Raw genomic sequence first — 18,789 nt, 5'->3', positions numbered from 1 at the left:
CCGATCCCGCTGATGCGGAGATGGCGCCTGGCTGAAAGGGATATGATGCGGCAAGGACGTGCGCGCTGGCTGACAAGGCTGGCAATTGTGACCGGCATGGCGATCTCGGCTTTGCCGGCCTATGCCAAGCAAACCACCGAACCGGTCAAGATCACGTCGTTTTCGGGCGCTTATCTGGCGGCCCGGATCGCCGAAGGCGACAACGACCTCGACAGCGCCATCGCCTACTACAAGCAAGCATTGGCCTTCGACCCGAGCGACACCGGCCTGCAGCAGAGCCTGATGCTGTCGCTGATCGCGCAAGGGCGCTTCGACGAATCCCTGGTCTATGCCGACAAGCTCAAGGAAGTGCCTGACGTCGAGCGTTTCTCGCGCCTGGCGCTCGCCGTCGATTCTTTCCACAAGAAGGATTTCACCAAGGCGCAGTACTGGCTCAAGCTGTCGCTGGAATCCGATCTCGACCGGTTGATCTCCGGGGTTATGTCCGGCTGGGCGCAGCAAGGCGCCGGCGAGCCTGCCGATGCGATGGCGTCCATCGACAAGCTGCAGGGGCCGGATTGGTTCGGCCTGTTCAAGTCGTTCCACCGCGCCCTGATCGCTGATGCATCCGGCATGCCCGAAAAGGCCGAGGCGATCTATGCCGCGACCATGCAGGATACCGCCGCCGGCGGTGCCGCTCCCGAAACCTGGATGCGCAATGCCCAGGCCTACGCCTCGTTCCTGGTCCGCAAGGGCGACAAGACCAAGGCGCTGTCGGTGCTCGACCAGGCCGAGGCGTTTTCGCCGGGCAAGCTGGAAATCGTCGCCTTGCGCGACCGAATTGCAAAAGGCGACAAGATTGCGCCGCTGGTTGCCGGCCCATCCGATGGCGCCTCCGAAATCCTGCTCGACCTCGCCACCGCGCTCAACCGTGGCGGCGGCGAGCCCTTCGTCCGCCTCTATCTGCAATATGCGCTTGCTTTGAAGCCTGACAGCGACGCTGCCCTTGTGCAACTCGCCGCCGTGTCCGAGCAATTGAAGGACGGCGAAGGTGCCATCGCGCTCTATCGCCGGATTCCCGCCGCTTCGCCGCTGAAGGAGCTTTCGGACCTGCAACTCGGCCTCAATCTTGCCGATCTGGACCGTCACGAAGAGGCGATCACCCATCTGAAAGCCTTGGTCGACGCCCATCCCAATGACATGCGCGGCTATCTGGCGCTGGGCGGCGTCTACTCCTCGAAGGACGATTTCCGTTCGGCCGCCACTCTCTACGATAAGGCCGTCGAGGTGCTGAAGGCGCCGACCGCGGCCAACTGGAACATCTTCTACCAGCGCGGCATCGCTTATGAGCGTCTGAAGGAATGGCCCAAGGCCGAGCCGAACTTCCGCAAGGCGCTGGAACTGTTCCCCGACCAGCCGCAGGTGCTGAACTATCTCGGCTATTCCTGGGTCGACATGAACATGAACCTCAAGGAAGGCCTGGCGATGATTCAAAAGGCCGTCGACCTCAGGCCGAGCGACGGTTACATCGTCGATTCGCTGGGTTGGGCCTATTTCCGCCTCGGCAGGTTCGACGACGCGGTGCGCGAAATGGAACGCGCCGTGTCGCTGAAGCCGGAAGATCCGGTTCTCAACGATCACCTCGGCGATGCCTACTGGCGCGTCGGCCGCAAGCTGGAAGCCACCTTCCAGTGGAACCAGGCTCGCGACCTGAAGCCGGATCCCGATGTGCTGGCCAAATTGCAGCAGAAGCTGATGAAGGGCCTGCCGCCGATCGAGTCCAACACGGCGCAGGAAACTCCGAAGGTCAAGCCAGAGCCGGTGCCCGCCCCGAAGGGGTGACGTCAGCCATTTGAATTCAAGGCGAACGGGGCTCTTTTCGGAGTCCCGTTTTCGTTTGAACCGGATTCGGCTGGCTGCCTCAGAAGAGCTTGCGATAGACGACGAAGCCGGAGTGTTCGGCGACCTTGTCGTAAAGCTTCATCGCCGTGTGATTGGTCTCATGCGTCAGCCAGTATACCCGGCCTGAGCCGGCCGCCTGCGCGCGCTCGTAGACGCCCTCGATCAGCGCCCGTCCGATGCCTTTGCCACGCGAGGCCTGCGTGGTGAAAAGGTCCTGCAGATAGCAATTCGGCGCGATCGCCGTGGTGCTGCGATGGAAGAGATAGTGCACAAGGCCGAGAAGCTGTCCCTCGCCTTCGGCCACCAGCGCGTGGACCGGCTCATAGGCATCGAAGAAACGAGACCATGTCATCTGGGTGATCTCTCCCGGCAGGGCCGTTTCGCCCGAGCGTCCATAAAATGCATTGTAGCCGTCCCACAGCGGCAGCCATTGCTCGAAATCCTGTCGCGCGACAGGGCGGATGACGATCGGGCTGGGCATGGCTGAAACCTGTTGTCGTTGCTGCACAGGCGAACAGAGCGCAGGCCCGAGAGATGGGCAATGGGCCAGCCCCTGCAAAGCTGTCGGCGCGACCGCATCGGCGTGCTTTGCTTGACGCTTTGCTGCCGGGTCTCTAGGACGTGCCGGCAAGCTAGCCTGTGCTGTCGAGGCCATCCGTGACAATTGAAATCCCCGCCCATATGCATCCCAGCCGCTCGTTCCAGGGGCTGATCCTGACCTTGCACAACTATTGGGCGGCCTATGGCTGCGTCATCCTGCAACCCTACGACATGGAAGTCGGCGCCGGCACCTTTCATCCGGCAACGACGCTGCGCGCGCTCGGCCCAAAACGCTGGAACGCTGCCTATGTCCAGCCCTCGCGCCGCCCCAAGGACGGGCGTTATGGCGAGAACCCGAACCGGCTGCAGCATTATTACCAGTATCAGGTGATCCTGAAGCCGAACCCGCCCAATTTGCAGGAACTCTATCTCGGCTCGCTGGCGGCGATCGGCGTCGATCCGCTGCTGCACGACATCCGCTTCGTCGAGGACGATTGGGAAAGCCCGACGCTGGGCGCCTGGGGTCTCGGCTGGGAATGCTGGTGCGACGGCATGGAAGTCTCGCAGTTCACCTATTTCCAGCAGGTCTGTGGCATCGAATGCGCGCCGGTGGCCGGCGAACTCACCTACGGGCTGGAGCGTCTGGCCATGTATGTGCAGGGCGTCGACAATGTCTACGACCTCAATTTCAACGGCCGAGAAGGCGCCGATAAGGTCACCTATGGCGATGTCTTCCTGCAGGCCGAGCAGGAATATTCGCGTCACAACTTCGAATATGCCAACACAGCCATGCTGCTGCGACACTTCGAGGACGCCGAGGCCGAATGCAAGGCGCTGCTCGATGCCGGCGCGCCGGCATTGAACGACAATCTGCCGATGCACCGCATGGTTTTCCCGGCCTACGACCAGTGCATCAAGGCCAGCCATGTCTTCAATCTGCTCGATGCGCGTGGTGTGATTTCGGTCACCGAACGGCAAAGCTACATCCTGCGGGTGCGCAATCTGGCCAAGGCCTGCGGCGAAGCGTTTTTGAAGACGCAGGCGGGTGGCTTGGCGGCCTGAGCTTCAGGCCCGCTTCATCATCTCGAGGGAAACGTTGATCGGCGGTACGGCCTGACCGCCGGCACCGTCGATCGTGCGCAATGCCTGTCGAACGCCCGGCATCGAGAAGGCACCGTGAGCCTGCGCCGTGAAGCAGGCGCCGAGCGCGAGGATCTGCAGAAGTCTGGATGCCGTTTTCATGGTCGTTGAGCCAATAGTTTCCTGCCTGAGCGTGGGTCGCTTCAGCGCTGCGTTCGGTTCATGGAAATCTTTGATCCAAGGACGGGTGGCGCGGTCTTGTCCCGACAGGGCGGCCAAAATTTCTGGAAACGGGCGCAAATCGGCGATCCCCGCGCGGAAAGGGTGACAGCGGCCAGCCGAGTTGCTATGCCCCCGCCCGGACCATTTTGCCGCGTGAGCCCCATCCATGCCTGACCTGCTTCTAGAACTCCGCTCGGAAGAGATTCCTGCCCGCATGCAGCGCAAGGCGGCGGGTGATCTCAGGAAGATGCTGACCGACGGCCTGGTCGAGGCGGGGCTGACCTATGAAGCGGCGCGCGAGTACTGGACGCCACGCCGGCTGACGCTCGATATCAGGGGCCTCACCGCGCGCTCGAAAGATATAAGCGAAGAGATCAAGGGGCCTTCGACATCGGCGCCTGAACAGGCGGTCCAGGGGTTCCTGCGCAAGGCCGGACTTTCCTCGATCGCCGAGGCCCATGTCCATTCCGATCCGAAGAAGGGCGATTTTTATGTCGCCCACATTTCGAGGCCGGGCAGGGCGGCGGAAGAGATCATCGCCGAACTGGTACCGGGGATCATCCGCAATTTCCCGTGGCCGAAATCGATGCGCTGGGGGCCGGCCTCGGCCAAGCCCGGCTCGCTGCGCTGGGTACGGCCCCTGCAATCGATCCTGTGCACGTTCGGCCCGGAGACCGAGGAGCCTGTCGTGGTCGATTTCGAGATCGACGGTATCCGCTCCGGCAACACCACCTATGGCCACCGTTTTCATGCGCCTGACGCCATCACGGTACGCCGCTTCGACGACTATGTTTCCAAGCTGGAAGCGGCCAAGGTCGTGCTCGATGCTGATCGGCGCAAGGAGATCATCCTTGCCGATGCCCGCAATCTCGCCTTCGCCAACGGGCTTGACCTGGTCGAGGACGACGGGCTGCTGGAGGAGGTGTCCGGGCTGGTCGAATGGCCTGTCGTGCTGATGGGCGAGTTCGAGGAGGCATTCCTGACCATTCCAGCCGAAGTGATCCGACTGACCATTCGCGCCAATCAGAAGTGCTTTGTGACGCGGCCGCAGGGTGTCGACGACGCGCTTTCCAACCGCTTCATCCTCACCGCCAATATCGAAGCCAGGGATGGCGGCAAGGAGATCGCCCACGGCAACGGCAAGGTGGTGCGCGCCCGCCTGTCCGACGCGCTTTATTTCTGGACGACCGACCAGGGCGATTTGCCTGACCTGGCTGAGCTCGAGGCATCGGCGGAAAAATTCGGGCTTGATCTCAAGAAGCCGCTCGACCAGCGCATGGCCCGCCTCGACCATCTCGGCGTGACTTTCCACGCCAAGCTCGGCACGCAGGGCGAACGGGTGGAGCGGATCAAGCGATTGGCGGAAGAACTGGCGCCGATCGTGGCGCAGTCAATCTCCCCCCTTGAGGGGGAGATGGCCGGCAGGCCAGAGGGGGTCGCCGCGCGTGAAGCGCCGGCGTCCTCTGACCGCGATGGGGCGTCGCATCCGGTCGTGCCGACCCCCTCTGTCGCCTTCGGCGACATCTCCCCCTCGAGGGGGGAGATTATCGCGCTCGCAGGTCGTGCCGCTGTGCTGGCCAAGGCCGATCTCACCACCGAAGTCGTTGGCGAGTTTCCGGAACTGCAGGGCGCAATGGGCCGCAAATATGCGCTGCTTCAGGGCGAGCATCCTTCCGTGGCCGCGGCCATAGAGGAACACTATAAGCCGCAGGGACCCTCCGACTATGTGCCGAGCGATCCGGTATCCGTTGCTGTGGCGCTTGCCGACAAGCTGGATACGCTGGTCGGCTTCTGGGCCATCGACGAAAAGCCGACGGGTTCGAAGGATCCTTATGCGCTGAGAAGAGCCGCGCTCGGAGTAGTCAGAATTCTGGTAGAAAATGGTATACCCCTGAATATCGTCGAAACAGCCGAAGCGCATATCCCGTTGGTTCATGAATCCATTGCCGACGTGCTGCGCAAACAGCGCGGAGGTTTCGCAATGGGGCGAGGATTGAGGGAATTCAAAGGAAGGGAGGTTGGGGTGGAAGTGCTCGACCTCCTCTCCTTCTTCCACGACCGCCTGAAGGTCTATCTCCGTGACCAGGGCGCACGGCATGATCTCATCGATGCGGTGTTGGCGGCAGGTTCGCACCCAATCTCCCCCCTTGTGGGGGAGATGTCGGCGAAGCCGATAGAGGGGGGCGCTGTCCCGCCGACCTCTCAGCGCGAAGCGCCCCCCTCTGCCCTGCCGGGCATCTCCCCCACAAGGGGGGAGATTGGCCAATCGCCGAACGACGACCTCCTGCAGATCGTGCGCCGGGTCGAGGCGCTGGGCTCCTTCCTCGACACGGAGGATGGCAAGAACCTGCTCGCCGGCACCAAGCGTGCGGCCAACATTCTGGCCGCCGAGGAGAAGAAGAAAACGGTGGTCGCCGAAACCGTTGAGTCGGCGCTGTTTCGCGAGGATGCCGAGAAATCGCTGTTTGCGGCGGTGAATCAGGCTGAGAAGCAAGCCGGCGAAGCGGTTCAAAACGATGACTTTTCCGGCGCCCTGCTGGCGCTTAGCGTGTTGCGCGAGCCGGTTGATTCATTCTTTGAGCATGTTCTTGTAAACGATGAGGATCAGGCGGTGCGTGCCAACCGCCTCGCGCTGCTCGCCCGCATCCGCGCGGCCACCGGCCAGGTCGCGGATTTCTCCAGGATCGCAGGTTAAGGCGAAGAAAATATTCTCTGCTACCTGCCGTTCGAGCCGGCTTACAGTCATATGGCGATGATCTCTCCGTGGAAAAAGGGACATGTTCCCCAACCCCACGGAGGCTTCCATGAATTCCGATCACGAAATCGAAGTGACAGAAGAAACCCCGGCTCCCGCCGAGGCGCTTGAATCCGCTTCCGAAACCATCCTCGATCATGCCGCCGCAGCAGCGGTCGAAGCCGCTGACCTGTCTGATGACGACGAAGATGAAGACGAAGAAGACGAGGACGACGCCGAGGACAGCGTGAAGGCTGACGGCGACGAGTCCGAAGAAGATGACGACAAGGAAGAAGCGGCCTGATTTTTTTCGGCCGCCGAGTCTATCGATGGCAAGGCGGCGCTGAGGCGCCGCCTTTTCCTATCAGCCGTCCCCGAAGCCGACGGTCAGCCGTCCCGGCGACGGTCAGTTCTCGAGAATGCTGACGCGCACGCTGTTTTCGTAGACATCGACCTGGATCAGCGGTTCGCCATTGACGATGGCGCGCTTGGTCGAGGAACTCATCGCACCGCCGCGTTCCAGCATGCGTTGCAGGTCGGCGCGCTGGCCGTTGGTCCTGAACCAGCCATCGCCCTCGTCGTCGCTGTCACGGCGGTGGAATTTGTGCCAGTTGGCGCGGTCCTGTCGCACCATCTGCGCGGCATTGTCCAGCGCATAGCCGTCACTCGCCTGATGATCCCGATCGGAAATGCGCGCGACATAGGATCCCAGCATGTCGTCGGCATGAGCCGCGACGACGCCAAGCAATGACGCCAGCAGAAGGCCTGCCCCGGTTACGATTCCAGATTTTCTCATGATCACCCCCCTTTACCCCTAGCGATGAAATCCCGTCTGCCAGAAATACCTAGAACGGGATTTGCCTGGCAATGGTGCGCCGGGCGCCAGACCACCGTCAAGTCACGCCATCGATGTCAGCTGTCTTTGAGCCGGGGCTATTTGGTATAGCCGTTGGGAGGCATGTGCTGCCCTGCTGCCGGCGCCGGAGCGCTCGGCGGCGTGGGTTGGTTCTCGGCGTTCCCTGAGGGGGCTGCGGAGGCGGTGGCCGTTGCCGGCGCTGTGCCTGCCGCCGGCGCGGTGCCATCGGCCGGCGCGGCACCGGCCGCTGGTGCAGCGGTTGGCGCCGGTGCGGGGAAATCGGGACCGGTAACGCCGCCACGAATGACCATCGGGCCTGGCTGGAAGCCGTGCCCGGTCGCGGGCTTGTCCGGGATCGCCGCCACTTTTTCATCGGTGACGTCGGGCGGCGTTTCCCCTATTGCCACCACCGACCGCGCATCGCTGGCTTTGACCGCATCGACGGTTCCAGGCTGGTTGGGGGCGCCGATCCTGACGATCGATGGTGTGGAGGATGGCGTGCCTGGAAAAACCAGGGATGACGCCTGGGCTTCGCCGGCCGCAACAGCAAGAATGATACCCAGCAGGATACGCGCAGACACTGATGTCGCTCCCCTTTGCCCAGAAGCTGTTCGATAGCAGGCCGGAATTGATGCCGGCTTTCGCGGAAACATAGCATTTTAGGGATTGATAAATCGCCAATGCTCCTGCTCGCCAACAATACGTTACCCAACAGCGGCTTGCCCAACGGCCGCCATCGTACTACGCACCCCGCATCTGTGAGGTGACGAGAGTGGCTGAAATACTTGGCTCGGGCGAGGCGCTGGAGCGGGCGCTGGCGCTGCTCATGGAAGGCGATGTCGTCGCCATCCCGACGGAAACCGTCTACGGGCTGGCCGGCGACGCCACCAACGGCATCGGCGTCGCGCGCATCTTCGAAGCCAAGGGGCGCCCGCGCTTCAACCCGCTGATCGCCCATGTCGCGGATATGGCGATGGCAGAGCGCCTCGCGTTGTTCGATCCGCTGTCCAGGAAACTGGCGCTGGCATTCTGGCCAGGTCCGCTGACGCTGGTGCTGCCGCAACGGCCCGGCAACGGCATCCATCCGCTGGTCACCGCCGGGCTCGATACGATTGCCTTGCGCATGCCGAGGGGCTTTGGCGGCGAGCTGATCGCCAGGCTCGGCCGCCCGCTTGCAGCGCCCAGCGCCAATTCATCCGGCAAAATCAGCGCAACGACCGCGCAAGCGGTAGCGGCGGATCTCGGCACGCGCATAAAGCTGGTGGTCGATGGCGGCGCGACGCCGATCGGGCTGGAATCGACGATTCTCAAGGCCGAAGGGGACAGATTGCGGCTGCTGAGGCCCGGCGGCATCGCCGCCGAGGAGATCGAGGCGGCTATCGGCATGGAGCTGTTGCGCGGCGGCGCCGCCGGCGTCGAGGCGCCGGGCATGCTCGCCTCGCACTATGCGCCAGGTGCTGCGATGCGGCTCAATGCCGGCACGGTCGGCGAGGGCGAGGCTTTGCTAGGCTTCGGCAGCCAGAGGGCGCAAGGCTGGCGCCGCGCCGAAGCCTTCCTCAATTTATCCGAAACCGGTGACCTGCGCGAAGCGGCGAGCAATCTGTTTGCCTATATGCAGGAGCTCGACCGCTGCGGCGCGCAGACCATCGCCGTCGAACCTATTCCCTTCGACGGGCTCGGCGAAGCGATCAACGATCGGCTGTCGCGCGCGGCCGCCCCTCGTGACAACACGCAAGCCACATCATAGCTTTCCACATGACCGAAATTCCAGAGACCCTCGACCCTGTTCTCATCGATCGCTTTGCCGCGATCGTCGGCGACAAGTATGCGCTGCGCGACGAACAGGACATCGCGCCCTACCTCATTGAGCGGCGCGGGCTCTGGCACGGCGCGACATCGCTGGTGCTGCGGCCGGGCAGCATCGACGAAGTCAGCCGGATCATGCGGCTGGCGACGGAGACGGGAACGCCGATCGTGCCGCAAAGCGGCAACACCGGGTTGGTCGGCGCCCAGGTGCCGGACAGGTCCGGGCGCGAAATCGTCCTGTCGCTGTCGCGGCTGAACCGCATCCGCGAGATCGATGTCCTGTCCAACACGGTGACGGTCGAGGCCGGCGTCATCCTGCAGACGCTGCAGGAGGCAGCCGACGCCGCCGACCGGCTGTTTCCGCTGTCGCTGGCCGCGCAAGGCTCCTGCCAGATCGGCGGCAATCTTTCCTCCAATGCCGGCGGCACCGGCGTGCTTGCCTATGGCAATGCGCGCGAACTTTGCCTCGGTGTCGAGGTGGTGCTGCCGACCGGCGAGGTGTTCGACGACCTGCGCAAGCTGAAGAAGGACAACACCGGCTACGATCTGAAAAACCTGTTCGTCGGCGCCGAAGGTACGCTCGGCGTCATCACCGCCGCCGTGCTCAAGCTGTTCCCGAAGCCGAAGGGGCGCGAAGTCGCCTTCGCCGGCCTTTCGTCACCCGAGGCAGCGCTTTCGCTGTTCAGCCTGGCCATGGACCGTGCCGGGGCAGCGCTCACCGCTTTCGAACTGATCGGCAGGCGGCCATATGATTTCACGCTGGCGCATGCCCAGGGCGTGGTGCGGCCGCTGATCGAGGACTGGCCGTGGTATGTGCTGATGCAGATTTCATCAGGCCGTTCGTCGGAGGATTCGCGGGCGTTGATCGAGGACGTGCTCTCGGCCGGCCTTGAACAGGAATTCGTCGGCGACGCCGTCATTGCGGCGAGCCTCGGGCAGGGGGATGCCTTCTGGAATTTCCGCGAGCTGCTGCCCGAGGCGCAGAAGCCGGAAGGCGCCTCGATTAAGCACGACATTTCGGTGCCTATTGCATCGATCCCGCGCTTCATCGAAGAAGCCGCCGGCGCCGTGGCGTCGGTAAGTGCAGGCGCCCGCGTGGTCTGCTTCGGTCATATGGGCGACGGCAATCTCCACTACAACATTTCGCGGCCAGTCGACGGCGATGATGAGGCGTTCCTCGCTCTCTATCACCCCATGAACAAGGCGGTGCACGGTGTGGTGCGCAGCCTGCACGGTTCGATCTCGGCCGAGCACGGCATCGGCCAGTTGAAGCGCGACGAACTGATCGCCACCGCGCCGCCAATGGCGATCGATCTGATGCGAAGGGTGAAGGCCGCTTTCGACCCGGCCGGCATCATGAATCCGGGTAAGGTTATCTGATCCTTTCGACAAGTTGCGGCTGGTGGGATTCCGATAACCATCCCTGAGATCAGCAAAATTTAACCGACTTTCTTAAGCGGGGCGGTAAGGAGCCCGCGCTACTGTCTCCATACAAACGAGGCTGGAAAAACCGGCCCGGAGAGAACCGGACACCGGCTCTCAGGAGACAGACAGGAAGGCCACTCTATGAACACCGGACTGAAGCCAGTCTGGGCGGGACGCAACATGCGTCTCGACCCATTTCGCCTGCCGCAAGTGGTGAGCTACGCGACTCGCGACGACTACGGCGATGTAACCTTCACCATCGACCAGCGCGGCGCCGTGATCCGCCGCTTGCTCGAGATGAGCGGCCTGCCCGCGATCATCGTTCTGCCCTCCAATGCGTTCCGCGGCGTTGCCGCCCGCGCCATGGAAGACCCGGACGGCAATGTCACGGTGACCCTGGAACTCCTGCACAACGACCCGATGCTGTCGGTGCCGCTGCTGGTGGCCGACGATCTCGACGATGTCGCAGCCGACTGGCGCGCCTGGGCCGACGCTTACCGTCTGCCGATGCTGCTGATCGAATCGGACGGCGTTGCCCGCACCCTGGAAGAATCGCTCGGCGCCGCCATCAAGACGCTGCCGCCGCAGGATCGGCGCAAGGGGCGGATTTCGAACACGCGCCGCCCGCGTTTCCTCGCTCGCCGCAGGGCCGGCGCCCTCGGTCTCAGGCTGGTCATCGACGGCCAGGAGATTATTTCGAGGGATTAGCCTTCTTCTCCCCGTATAGTGACGGGGAGAAGGAAGACTAAACCAGCGGCTTCAGAGCCACCCACACAGCGCCGCCGATCAGGCCCAGGAAGATCAGCCAGCCGACCTGGTTATTCGACCTGAACAGCCGCAGGCATTGGTCCGGATTGTCGATATCCAACACGGCGATCTGCCGCGCCATATGGGCGCCGGCGGCGATCAGTCCGGCCAGCGCCACCACCGGCGCTTGCGCCGACGCGAAGGCGATGGCGAAGCAGATCAGCGCGCCGCCATAAAGCCCGGCCAGCCACGATTTGGTGTTATCGCCAAACAGGCGTGCCGTCGAGCGCACGCCGACAATGGCGTCATCTTCCTTGTCCTGATGTGCGTAGATCGTGTCGTAGCCGATCACCCACAGGATCGAGCCGATATAAAGCATGATGGCAGGCCCATCGAGATCGCCGAACTCGACCGCCCATCCCATCAGCGCGCCCCAGGAAAAGGCAAGGCCAAGCACCAGTTGCGGCCAGTTGGTTATCCGCTTCATGAATGGATAGATGGCGATGACCGCCAGTGAGCAGATGCCGAGCAGGACGGCGAAGCTGTTGAACTGGATGAGCACGACGAGGCCGACCAGGGCCTGCAGGACGAGAAACAGCCATGCCCGCCGGCGCGTCGCCTTGCCCGACGGCAACGGTCGCGAGCGCGTGCGCTCCACCTGGCTGTCGATGTCCTCGTCGACGAGGTCGTTGTAGGTGCAGCCGGCGCCGCGCATGGCGATGGCCCCGACCAGGAACAGCACGAGATACAAAGGCGCCGGCAGCAGTGAGAGCAGCGGGTCGCCCGGACGCGGATAGGCGCTTGCCGCCAAGGCTGCCGACCACCAGCACGGCCACAGCAGCAACTGCCAGCCGATCGGCCTGTCCCATCGAGCAAGCTGCGCATAGGGCCATATCGAGCGCGGCAGCACGCGGTAGACCCAATGGCCGTTCGGCGCATCGGCGACACGGCCCTGGGCCGCTTTCGACTGGATATTTTCCATGTCCATGGAGTGGCAGCAGCGGCAGAAACCGTCAAGCGGCAAGCGGAGACGCGGCGCCTGTCAGCCTTTCACGAGGCAAAGATGTCGCGGGTGGCGAACCAGTCCTTGGCCACCTCGACGAAGGCCAGCGCTGCATTCGACACACGCTGATGCGTGTCATAGGTCAGCAGGATCCGCTGCATGGGCAGCGGATCGGACAGCGGCTTGCAGATAAGCGGCAGGCCGTCATAGCTGCGGTCGCCGTGCGGGCGGGTATAGCTGACCGCGACGCCGAAGCCGTTGGCGACCATGCTACGCTGCAGTTCGAACGAGCTTTGTCGTCGTATCGGCCACCGGCGAGAGGCCGCGGCTGCGGAACAGGTCGAGCATGTGCTGCCAACTGTGCGGCTGATCCGTCGTGATCAGCGGATAGGCGGCCAGATCGGCAAGGCTGACCGTTGGCCGGTCCGCCAGGGCATGGCCTGCCGGCAACAGCGCGTGTGGACGAAGTTCGCGCAGCAGGATGCGGGCGAAATGCGTCGGCAGGCTGAGATCATAAGTCAGGCCGAGATCGATGGCCGCATCCCCCAGCCGTCGTCCCAGCGTCTCGAACGTCTCGTCGCGAACGACGATTTTGACGGCCGGATAGCGTTCGGAGAAGGCGCGGATCAAAGCCGGCGCGAAGAACGGCGCCAGATCCTCGAAGCATCCCAGCACCAACTCACCGCTGACAGCCGATTTGCTTGAACCCAAGCCGACGAGTTCGTCCGTTTCGGTGAGAACCTGCCTTGCCTTGGCCACGACGGCGCGGCCGAACGATGTCGGCGACACGCCGCTTCCGCGCTGGCGGGCGAACAGCTTCTGGCCGAAATTCTTTTCGACCGCGTCAATGGCCACCGAGATCGACGGCTGCGAAACGTTCAGCATCTTTGCCGCGCCGGTGACGCTGCCGTGACGCGCCACGGCAACCAGGTAGCGCAGCTGCGTGAGGGTCACACTCATAAGGGCGCTCTATATGTCAGATCGAAAGTTATTATTTTACCGAATGAAGAGGTGTTGCGATAGTGGCTTCATTCCAGAGGAGAACGCCATGGCTTCCCAGACTGCCACCATCGACGCCACCATGATCGGCGCGTCCACGATTGCCGACTATCAGCGTGACGGCGCTGTCTGCATTCGCGGCGCCTTCAAGGGCTGGGTCGACACGATTGCCGCCGGCATCGAACGCAACATGCAGAACCGCAGCGTCACCGCATCCGACATCGCCAACGGCCGCGGCAGTTTCTTCGATGATTACTGCAACTGGGAGCGCATTCCCGAATTCGTCGAGGTTGTGCGGGAATCACCGGCCGCCGAACTGGCGGCGGCGGTGATGCAGTCGCGGACCGCGCAGTTCTTCCACGATCACGTGCTGGTCAAGGAACCCGGCACGCAGAAGCCGACGCCCTGGCATCAGGACATCCCCTATTACTTCGTCGATGGCCAGCAGACCGTGAGCTTCTGGATTCCCATCGACCCGGTGAAGGAGGCGACGCTGCGCCTGATCGCCGGCTCGCACAAATGGGACAAGATGATCCTGCCAGTGCGCTGGCTCGACGACAGCAATTTCTATGCCGGCGAGGGCGACTATCTGCCGGTGCCAGATCCCGACAAGGATCCGTCGATGAAGGTGCTCGAATGGGAAATGGAGCCGGGCGACGCCATCCTGTTCGACTTCAGGACCGCGCATGGCGCGCGCGGCAACCTGACCGCGGCGCGGCGCCGGGCGCTGTCGCTGCGCTGGGTGGGTGACGATGCGCGCTATGTCGAGCGGCCGGGCCGCACCTCGCCGCCCTATCATGGCCACGGCATGCAGCCGGGCGAGAGGCTGCGCGAGGACTGGTTTCCGGTGGTCTACCAGGGCTGAAGCGAGGCCAGAAAATCGACGCCGATGTGCGCCGCCGATTTTCGGCTGGGGTAACGTTCCCGTGCGCAATTCCCATCAATGCGCCCGGATGCCTTGACCCGTCGCCCAGAGAGCAATAGCGGGTGCTCTAACGGATAGTCGGCATCAAGAGGTGGCCATGAACGTTCTTCTTCTCGGCTCCGGCGGCCGCGAACATGCGCTCGCCTGGAAGATCGCCGCATCACCGCTGCTGACAAAGCTCTATGCGGCTCCCGGCAATCCGGGCATCGGCAGCGAGGCTGAGCTGGTGAAGCTGGATTTAGCCGACCATGCCGCCGTGGCCGCGTTCTGCCGGGAGAAAAAAATCGACCTCGTCGTGGTCGGCCCGGAGGGGCCGCTGGTCGTCGGCATTGCCGACGATCTTCGCGCCGAAAAGATCCGCGTCTTCGGGCCATCCAAGGCCGCTGCGCAGCTGGAAGGTTCGAAGGGTTTCACCAAGGACCTCTGTGCCCGCTACAACATCCCGACCGCCGCCTATGGCCGTTTCAGTGACCTGGCCTCGGCCAAGGCCTATGTCGAAAAGACCGGAGCACCGATCGTCATCAAGGCCGACGGGCTCGCTGCCGGCAAGGGCGTCACCGTCGCCATGACGCCCAGTGAAGCACAGGCAGCACTCGATGCCTGCTTCGACGGTTCCTTCGGCGCCGCCGGCGCGGAAGTTGTGGTCGAGGAGTTCATGACCGGCGAGGAGGCGAGTTTCTTCTGCCTCTGCGACGGCACCACCGCACTGCCCTTCGGTACCGCGCAGGACCACAAGCGCGTCGGCGACGGCGACACCGGTCCCAACACCGGTGGCATGGGCGCCTATTCGCCGGCACCGGTGATGACGCCGGAACTGGTCGCGCGCACCATGCGCGAGATCATCGAGCCGACCATGCGCGGCATGGCCGAACTGGGGGCGCCGTTCTCCGGCGTGCTGTTTGCCGGGCTGATGATCACCGACAAGGGACCGAAGCTGATCGAATACAACACCCGTTTCGGCGATCCGGAATGCCAGGTGCTGATGATGCGGCTGAAGGATGATCTGCTGGTCCTGCTCAATGCGGCGACCGACGGCCAGCTTGCGCATACTTCGGTGCGCTGGCGCGACGAGGCCGCGCTCACCGTAGTAATGGCGGCGAGAGGCTATCCCGGCACGCCGGAAAAAGGCTCGGTCATCCGCGGCGTCGAAGACGCGGCGAGCGACGGCGTCCAGATCTTCCACGCCGGTACCGCCATCAATGGCGGCGCGCTGGTTGCCAATGGCGGCCGCGTCCTCAACGTGACGGCATCAGGCGCCACGGTCGGCGAGGCACAGAAACGAGCCTATGCCGCGCTTGACCGCATCGATTGGCCGGACGGGTTCTGCCGCCGCGATATCGGCTGGCAGGCCGTAGCGCGCGAACAGGGAACCTGAAGTTCCGCATTGGCTCACCGCTGGCCGCGATCGAGTTCGGTGGAAGCGGTGCTGAGTGGATCGGACACGGCAAAGGCAGCGTCGAGTTGTGCGGGTGAACGCCGTTCGGTCCGCTTCCAGGCGACATATTGGACAATGCCGAAGCTTGGCCGTCGCGGCACCGTCTTCACGACTGGCATGCGGAAGCCGTCGCGGAAACGGGACCAGCGTGTGCCCAACGCTGTAACCATGTCCTCGAGAGTCGGCGGCGCGGCCACAGACGCATAGGTGATGGTGACATTGCCGGCGAGGCCGGCCTCGCGTGAAACCGGTAGCGGTATCGAGGCGAGATAGTCCGGTGGCACGTCGATAAGCCCACCGAACGGCCATTGCGTGCGCAGCGTGGCGGCGTCTGTCGGCGCGACATTCACGTCTATGTCGATAGGCGTGCCGGCAACCCTGTAAGGGCAGCGGAAACGGCCGCAATTGGCTTGCGCCGAAAACTGCCACAGCGCGTAGCCTTGCCAGTTGCCCATCGGAAAATGCACGTCGATGTCGTTGGTGTAGCGCGCATACCAAAGCGGCAGCCGCGACAGGAGCCGGTATCGGTAGCTGTTGTCGGCAATGTAGCGGGCGGTCTTGCCGTTGGTGTACAGCACCGGGAAACGGCCGATGCGCCGATGCACCTGGCGTACGAACTCCTCGGCATCGTCGAGCGACATCCATTGCGAGGGGTCATTGCCCTCGATGTCGAGAGCCATGAGATCGTCCGGCGCAGGCTCGGCGAAATCGAGGAAATTGTTCGCCTGCTCGACCGGATTGCCGGGACGGGCAAGGTGATAGGCGCCCCATTTCAGGCCGAGTGCCTTGGCCACCACCCGGCGCGTCTGGAACAGTTCGCGCGTCACCGCATGACGTTTCCACAGCGCCTTGCAAAGCTTTACCTCAATGTCGTTGCCCAGGCAGAAATAGGCCGGCGGCATGCCGTCGGAGGCCTTGTTGATGAAGCCGACGACCCGCTTGTCGGTGGCGAGCTGGGCCCAGTCGATGGAATTATATTCGTAGGCATCGACGACCAGAGCGCGGTCGGCGTTCTTCCACGGCTCGGAAAAATCCGAGGCCGTTGCCGCCGTCGAAAGCGCCATCGTCGCCGCAAGAGCGAGGATCGCCAGCGCATGCCGGCCAAAAGTATGCAGCGGTTTTGGGGCAACGACATGCGCAGGAAACAGAGGCTTGAAGGGTGTCGGTACGACACTCTTCAAGCGGCGAAGGAGGCGCGCCGTCCTTTTCAAAACAGGGAATCCCCGTTGATCAAAAACAAATCCTGAACGGCTATGGTTAAGGAAGTGCTTTCGGGGGCTGGCCTCAGAAAAGCTGGCGACGCATCAGCTGCTAGAATTCAAACGGGTCAGGCGCCGGCTCTTGCCGCAGCGTGCCTTCGGCGGCGCGTTTGCGGTGGTGGGCGAGCGAGCATTGCGGCGAGCACAAAATGCCGCGATCCGACCAGTAGGCGGCACCGTGGTCCAGTCTGCCCCCATGGTAGCAGAACCCCTCCGCTCGATAGGGCAGGCCGCATTCGATGCAGCGGTAGGCGTCGGGTCTGGCAAGCATGGGCGGTTCCGGTTGGCTGGTCTGATCCATCGCCGGTCGACTTGATCCGGCATGGGTTGAACTTAATACGCGCCGCCGCGATTGCAAAATCCGCGTGACAAAATTTGACGGTACGTAAAAAATGTGCGCGCCACGACCATACTCCGGGAGCAGTTTGCCTCCCGGATCGGATACGGCGTATATCTTCTCTGAAGCCCGGCGACGTGGCCGTTTATGGGTTCAGGTAGAGCTTGCCCGAGTATCTGGGCGACGAGCGGACGTACGAGACGGCCGAAGAGACGATCTCGCATCGCGTGGATGATCTAACAGCATCGAGGGGCACGTCTGTTCGATGACGTCAGGGATCAATGCGAGGCAGTACGTGCATCGTAGTTTGGGTCGGTCGAGAGCCGTTCATGATCTCGATGAGGTCGAATGTCGCTTCTGCGACTTCAGCAACCTGAAGCCGCTGAACACAATGGACCCCACCGGGGTCGTATTCTTTACAAACACCTGGAGCGACACATGAACAAGGCACGGGCGGCCGGAGCGTTTTGTTGGGGACACCAAACGGGCCCCATAGATCAGGAGACTGCAGACCGAACAATCCCACCGTCGGAGTTCCAACAGAAGCTGCAACGTGCATTGGGCCGCTGTCATTGCCAAGGAAAATTGCCGCTTCTGCCAACAACGCGACAAGGACTTCAAGCGAAGCCTTTCCGACGCCGGTGGCCACCGGCGACGTTGCCGTTTCAATTATGCTTTGCGCAACGGGCCTTTCATCAGGGCCACCGACGATCAGAGACCGCAGTCCGGTTTTGGCGTAGATTTCATCGATGACGGCGGCAAAATGTTGCGGTGGCCAACGACGCCCCTCGGACCTCGCGCCCGCATGCACAGCCACATATGATTTCTTCGCCAAGGCGTTTTCCGAAAGAAGCTTGGCACACTCCTCTTGGGCACTCTTTGTCGGCCGCAGTCGAGGGGTTGGATCTTGAATCGCTAATCCGAGGGCGCCCAGTGGAGACAGGTATCTGTAGAGATAATGGGACCCACCATGGCCGAATGGCGCGGCGAGAACGTTTGCCATCTGGATTTCCCAGAACTTGAACGGACGATCGGGAGGATTGAAGCCAACGCGAAGTGGGGCGCCGGTCAAACGGTGCATGATCCGTGAGGTTTTTGTATCGGTAAGATCGATGCTGAGATCGAATTTTTCACCGCGCAGAGCAGAAATGACGGCATAATAGTCGGTCAATCGCTTAAGCGGAGTCCTTCCTCTGCCACCGGTTTCAAAGCCAACAGCCACGTCGGCAATCTGTTGCGCGACAATGAACTGCTTAAGGCCAGGCGCGCATACCATTGTTATCGAAGCGTTGGGATAGGCGAGGCGTAGATTGCGGACCAAAGCAGACGTCAGCGTGACATCACCAAGGAATTTTGTTTGGACAATGCATATCGAGCGAATTTCATTGCCGGATTTTGGACTCATGACTGCGTTGCCCCAAGTAGACCAAGCCAAAGAGCCGCTTTGGTTGGTATCCAGCTGCGCTGTTTGGTCGAGTTCAGCCATGGCGTGGCGGGACCAATTTCGTAATCCTCCGGCGCAGTCCATCTTGATTTTGTC

17 protein-coding genes and 1 pseudogene are annotated in these 18,789 nt (G+C 62.8%); 9 read left to right on the top strand and 9 right to left on the bottom strand.

Translation table 11 applies throughout. The features are described from left to right. Positions 1 to 45 precede the first annotated feature (45 nt). The gene (locus tag NKJ67_RS05360; RefSeq protein WP_352580782.1) at positions 46 to 1,821 is read left to right on the top strand and encodes a tetratricopeptide repeat protein; all 1,776 of its coding nucleotides are present in this window, start codon (positions 46 to 48) and stop codon (positions 1,819 to 1,821) included. 79 nt (positions 1,822 to 1,900) lie between these two features. Here the strand turns inward: NKJ67_RS05360 and NKJ67_RS05355 are convergent, their stop codons facing one another. Then, positions 1,901 to 2,362 carry a GNAT family N-acetyltransferase gene (locus NKJ67_RS05355; RefSeq protein ID WP_023808656.1) on the bottom strand — a complete coding sequence of 154 codons (462 nt, stop codon included), beginning with the start codon at positions 2,360 to 2,362 and terminating at the stop codon, positions 1,901 to 1,903. A gap of 200 nt (positions 2,363 to 2,562) precedes the next feature. On the opposite strand from NKJ67_RS05355, the gene NKJ67_RS05350 reads away from it, so the two are divergent. Beyond that, positions 2,563 to 3,483: a glycine--tRNA ligase subunit alpha gene (locus tag NKJ67_RS05350; protein ID WP_256745856.1), complete on the top strand. Its 921-nt coding sequence runs from the start codon at positions 2,563 to 2,565 to the stop codon at positions 3,481 to 3,483. A 3-nt stretch (positions 3,484 to 3,486) separates the two neighbouring features. Here NKJ67_RS05350 and NKJ67_RS05345 read toward each other — a convergent pair whose 3' ends face one another. Next, positions 3,487 to 3,801: a hypothetical protein gene (locus NKJ67_RS05345; protein WP_127270002.1), complete on the bottom strand. Its 315-nt coding sequence runs from the start codon at positions 3,799 to 3,801 to the stop codon at positions 3,487 to 3,489. Between the two features lie 88 nt (positions 3,802 to 3,889). Between NKJ67_RS05345 and glyS the strand changes: the two genes are divergently transcribed. Together glyS and NKJ67_RS05335 are read left to right on the top strand one after the other, a co-directional pair. Next, complete coding sequence (glyS, locus tag NKJ67_RS05340; protein WP_352580732.1) at positions 3,890 to 6,418, top strand: glycine--tRNA ligase subunit beta; 2,529 nt, start codon at positions 3,890 to 3,892, stop codon at positions 6,416 to 6,418. A 109-nt stretch (positions 6,419 to 6,527) separates the two neighbouring features. After that, the gene (locus tag NKJ67_RS05335) at positions 6,528 to 6,761 is read left to right on the top strand and encodes an ATPase (RefSeq protein ID WP_127322278.1); all 234 of its coding nucleotides are present in this window, start codon (positions 6,528 to 6,530) and stop codon (positions 6,759 to 6,761) included. Between the two features lie 102 nt (positions 6,762 to 6,863). On the opposite strand, the gene NKJ67_RS05330 is transcribed toward NKJ67_RS05335, so the two are convergent. After that, complete coding sequence (locus NKJ67_RS05330) at positions 6,864 to 7,253, bottom strand: hypothetical protein (RefSeq protein WP_352580731.1); 390 nt, start codon at positions 7,251 to 7,253, stop codon at positions 6,864 to 6,866. 137 nt (positions 7,254 to 7,390) lie between these two features. After that, positions 7,391 to 7,894, bottom strand: a complete 504-nt coding sequence (locus NKJ67_RS05325; RefSeq protein WP_352580730.1) for a hypothetical protein — start codon at positions 7,892 to 7,894, stop codon at positions 7,391 to 7,393. Between the two features lie 191 nt (positions 7,895 to 8,085). On the opposite strand from NKJ67_RS05325, the gene NKJ67_RS05320 reads away from it, so the two are divergent. The 3 genes from NKJ67_RS05320 (at position 8,086) to NKJ67_RS05310 (ending at position 11,252) form a co-directional block, all read left to right on the top strand. Beyond that, positions 8,086 to 9,060, top strand: coding sequence for an L-threonylcarbamoyladenylate synthase (locus NKJ67_RS05320; protein ID WP_352580729.1), 975 nt, complete (start codon positions 8,086 to 8,088; stop codon positions 9,058 to 9,060). A gap of 8 nt (positions 9,061 to 9,068) precedes the next feature. After that, positions 9,069 to 10,499 carry an FAD-binding oxidoreductase gene (locus NKJ67_RS05315; protein ID WP_127328404.1) on the top strand — a complete coding sequence of 477 codons (1,431 nt, stop codon included), beginning with the start codon at positions 9,069 to 9,071 and terminating at the stop codon, positions 10,497 to 10,499. Positions 10,500 to 10,685: 186 nt separating this feature from the next. After that, a complete protein-coding gene (locus NKJ67_RS05310; protein WP_127328402.1) occupies positions 10,686 to 11,252 on the top strand; it encodes a DUF6101 family protein in 567 nt (188 codons plus the stop codon). A gap of 37 nt (positions 11,253 to 11,289) precedes the next feature. Here NKJ67_RS05310 and ubiA read toward each other — a convergent pair whose 3' ends face one another. Both ubiA and NKJ67_RS05300 read right to left on the bottom strand, forming a co-directional pair. Further along, positions 11,290 to 12,273: a 4-hydroxybenzoate octaprenyltransferase gene (gene ubiA / locus NKJ67_RS05305; protein ID WP_164749081.1), complete on the bottom strand. Its 984-nt coding sequence runs from the start codon at positions 12,271 to 12,273 to the stop codon at positions 11,290 to 11,292. 68 nt (positions 12,274 to 12,341) lie between these two features. Then, positions 12,342 to 13,254: pseudogene (locus NKJ67_RS05300) on the bottom strand (LysR family transcriptional regulator). A gap of 88 nt (positions 13,255 to 13,342) precedes the next feature. Here NKJ67_RS05300 and NKJ67_RS05295 point away from each other — a divergent pair. After that, positions 13,343 to 14,158: a phytanoyl-CoA dioxygenase family protein gene (locus NKJ67_RS05295; protein WP_127396940.1), complete on the top strand. Its 816-nt coding sequence runs from the start codon at positions 13,343 to 13,345 to the stop codon at positions 14,156 to 14,158. A 157-nt stretch (positions 14,159 to 14,315) separates the two neighbouring features. Continuing rightward, complete coding sequence (purD, locus tag NKJ67_RS05290; RefSeq protein ID WP_352580728.1) at positions 14,316 to 15,593, top strand: phosphoribosylamine--glycine ligase; 1,278 nt, start codon at positions 14,316 to 14,318, stop codon at positions 15,591 to 15,593. A gap of 14 nt (positions 15,594 to 15,607) precedes the next feature. Here purD and NKJ67_RS05285 read toward each other — a convergent pair whose 3' ends face one another. The 3 genes from NKJ67_RS05285 to NKJ67_RS05275 form a co-directional block, all read right to left on the bottom strand. Then, positions 15,608 to 16,717, bottom strand: coding sequence for a glycoside hydrolase family 25 protein (locus NKJ67_RS05285; protein WP_164761764.1), 1,110 nt, complete (start codon positions 16,715 to 16,717; stop codon positions 15,608 to 15,610). Positions 16,718 to 16,964: 247 nt separating this feature from the next. Beyond that, a complete protein-coding gene (locus tag NKJ67_RS05280; protein ID WP_013532811.1) occupies positions 16,965 to 17,183 on the bottom strand; it encodes a hypothetical protein in 219 nt (72 codons plus the stop codon). A 337-nt stretch (positions 17,184 to 17,520) separates the two neighbouring features. Then, positions 17,521 to 18,735 carry a glycosyltransferase family 9 protein gene (locus NKJ67_RS05275; protein ID WP_352580727.1) on the bottom strand — a complete coding sequence of 405 codons (1,215 nt, stop codon included), beginning with the start codon at positions 18,733 to 18,735 and terminating at the stop codon, positions 17,521 to 17,523. Positions 18,736 to 18,789 lie beyond the last annotated feature (54 nt).

The organism is Mesorhizobium sp. M0088 (assembly GCF_040322895.1).
Taxonomy (GTDB): domain Bacteria; phylum Pseudomonadota; class Alphaproteobacteria; order Rhizobiales; family Rhizobiaceae; genus Mesorhizobium.
The sequence above is the reverse complement of the archived record's forward strand: the minus strand, read 5'-3'. Positions and strand labels throughout refer to the sequence as shown.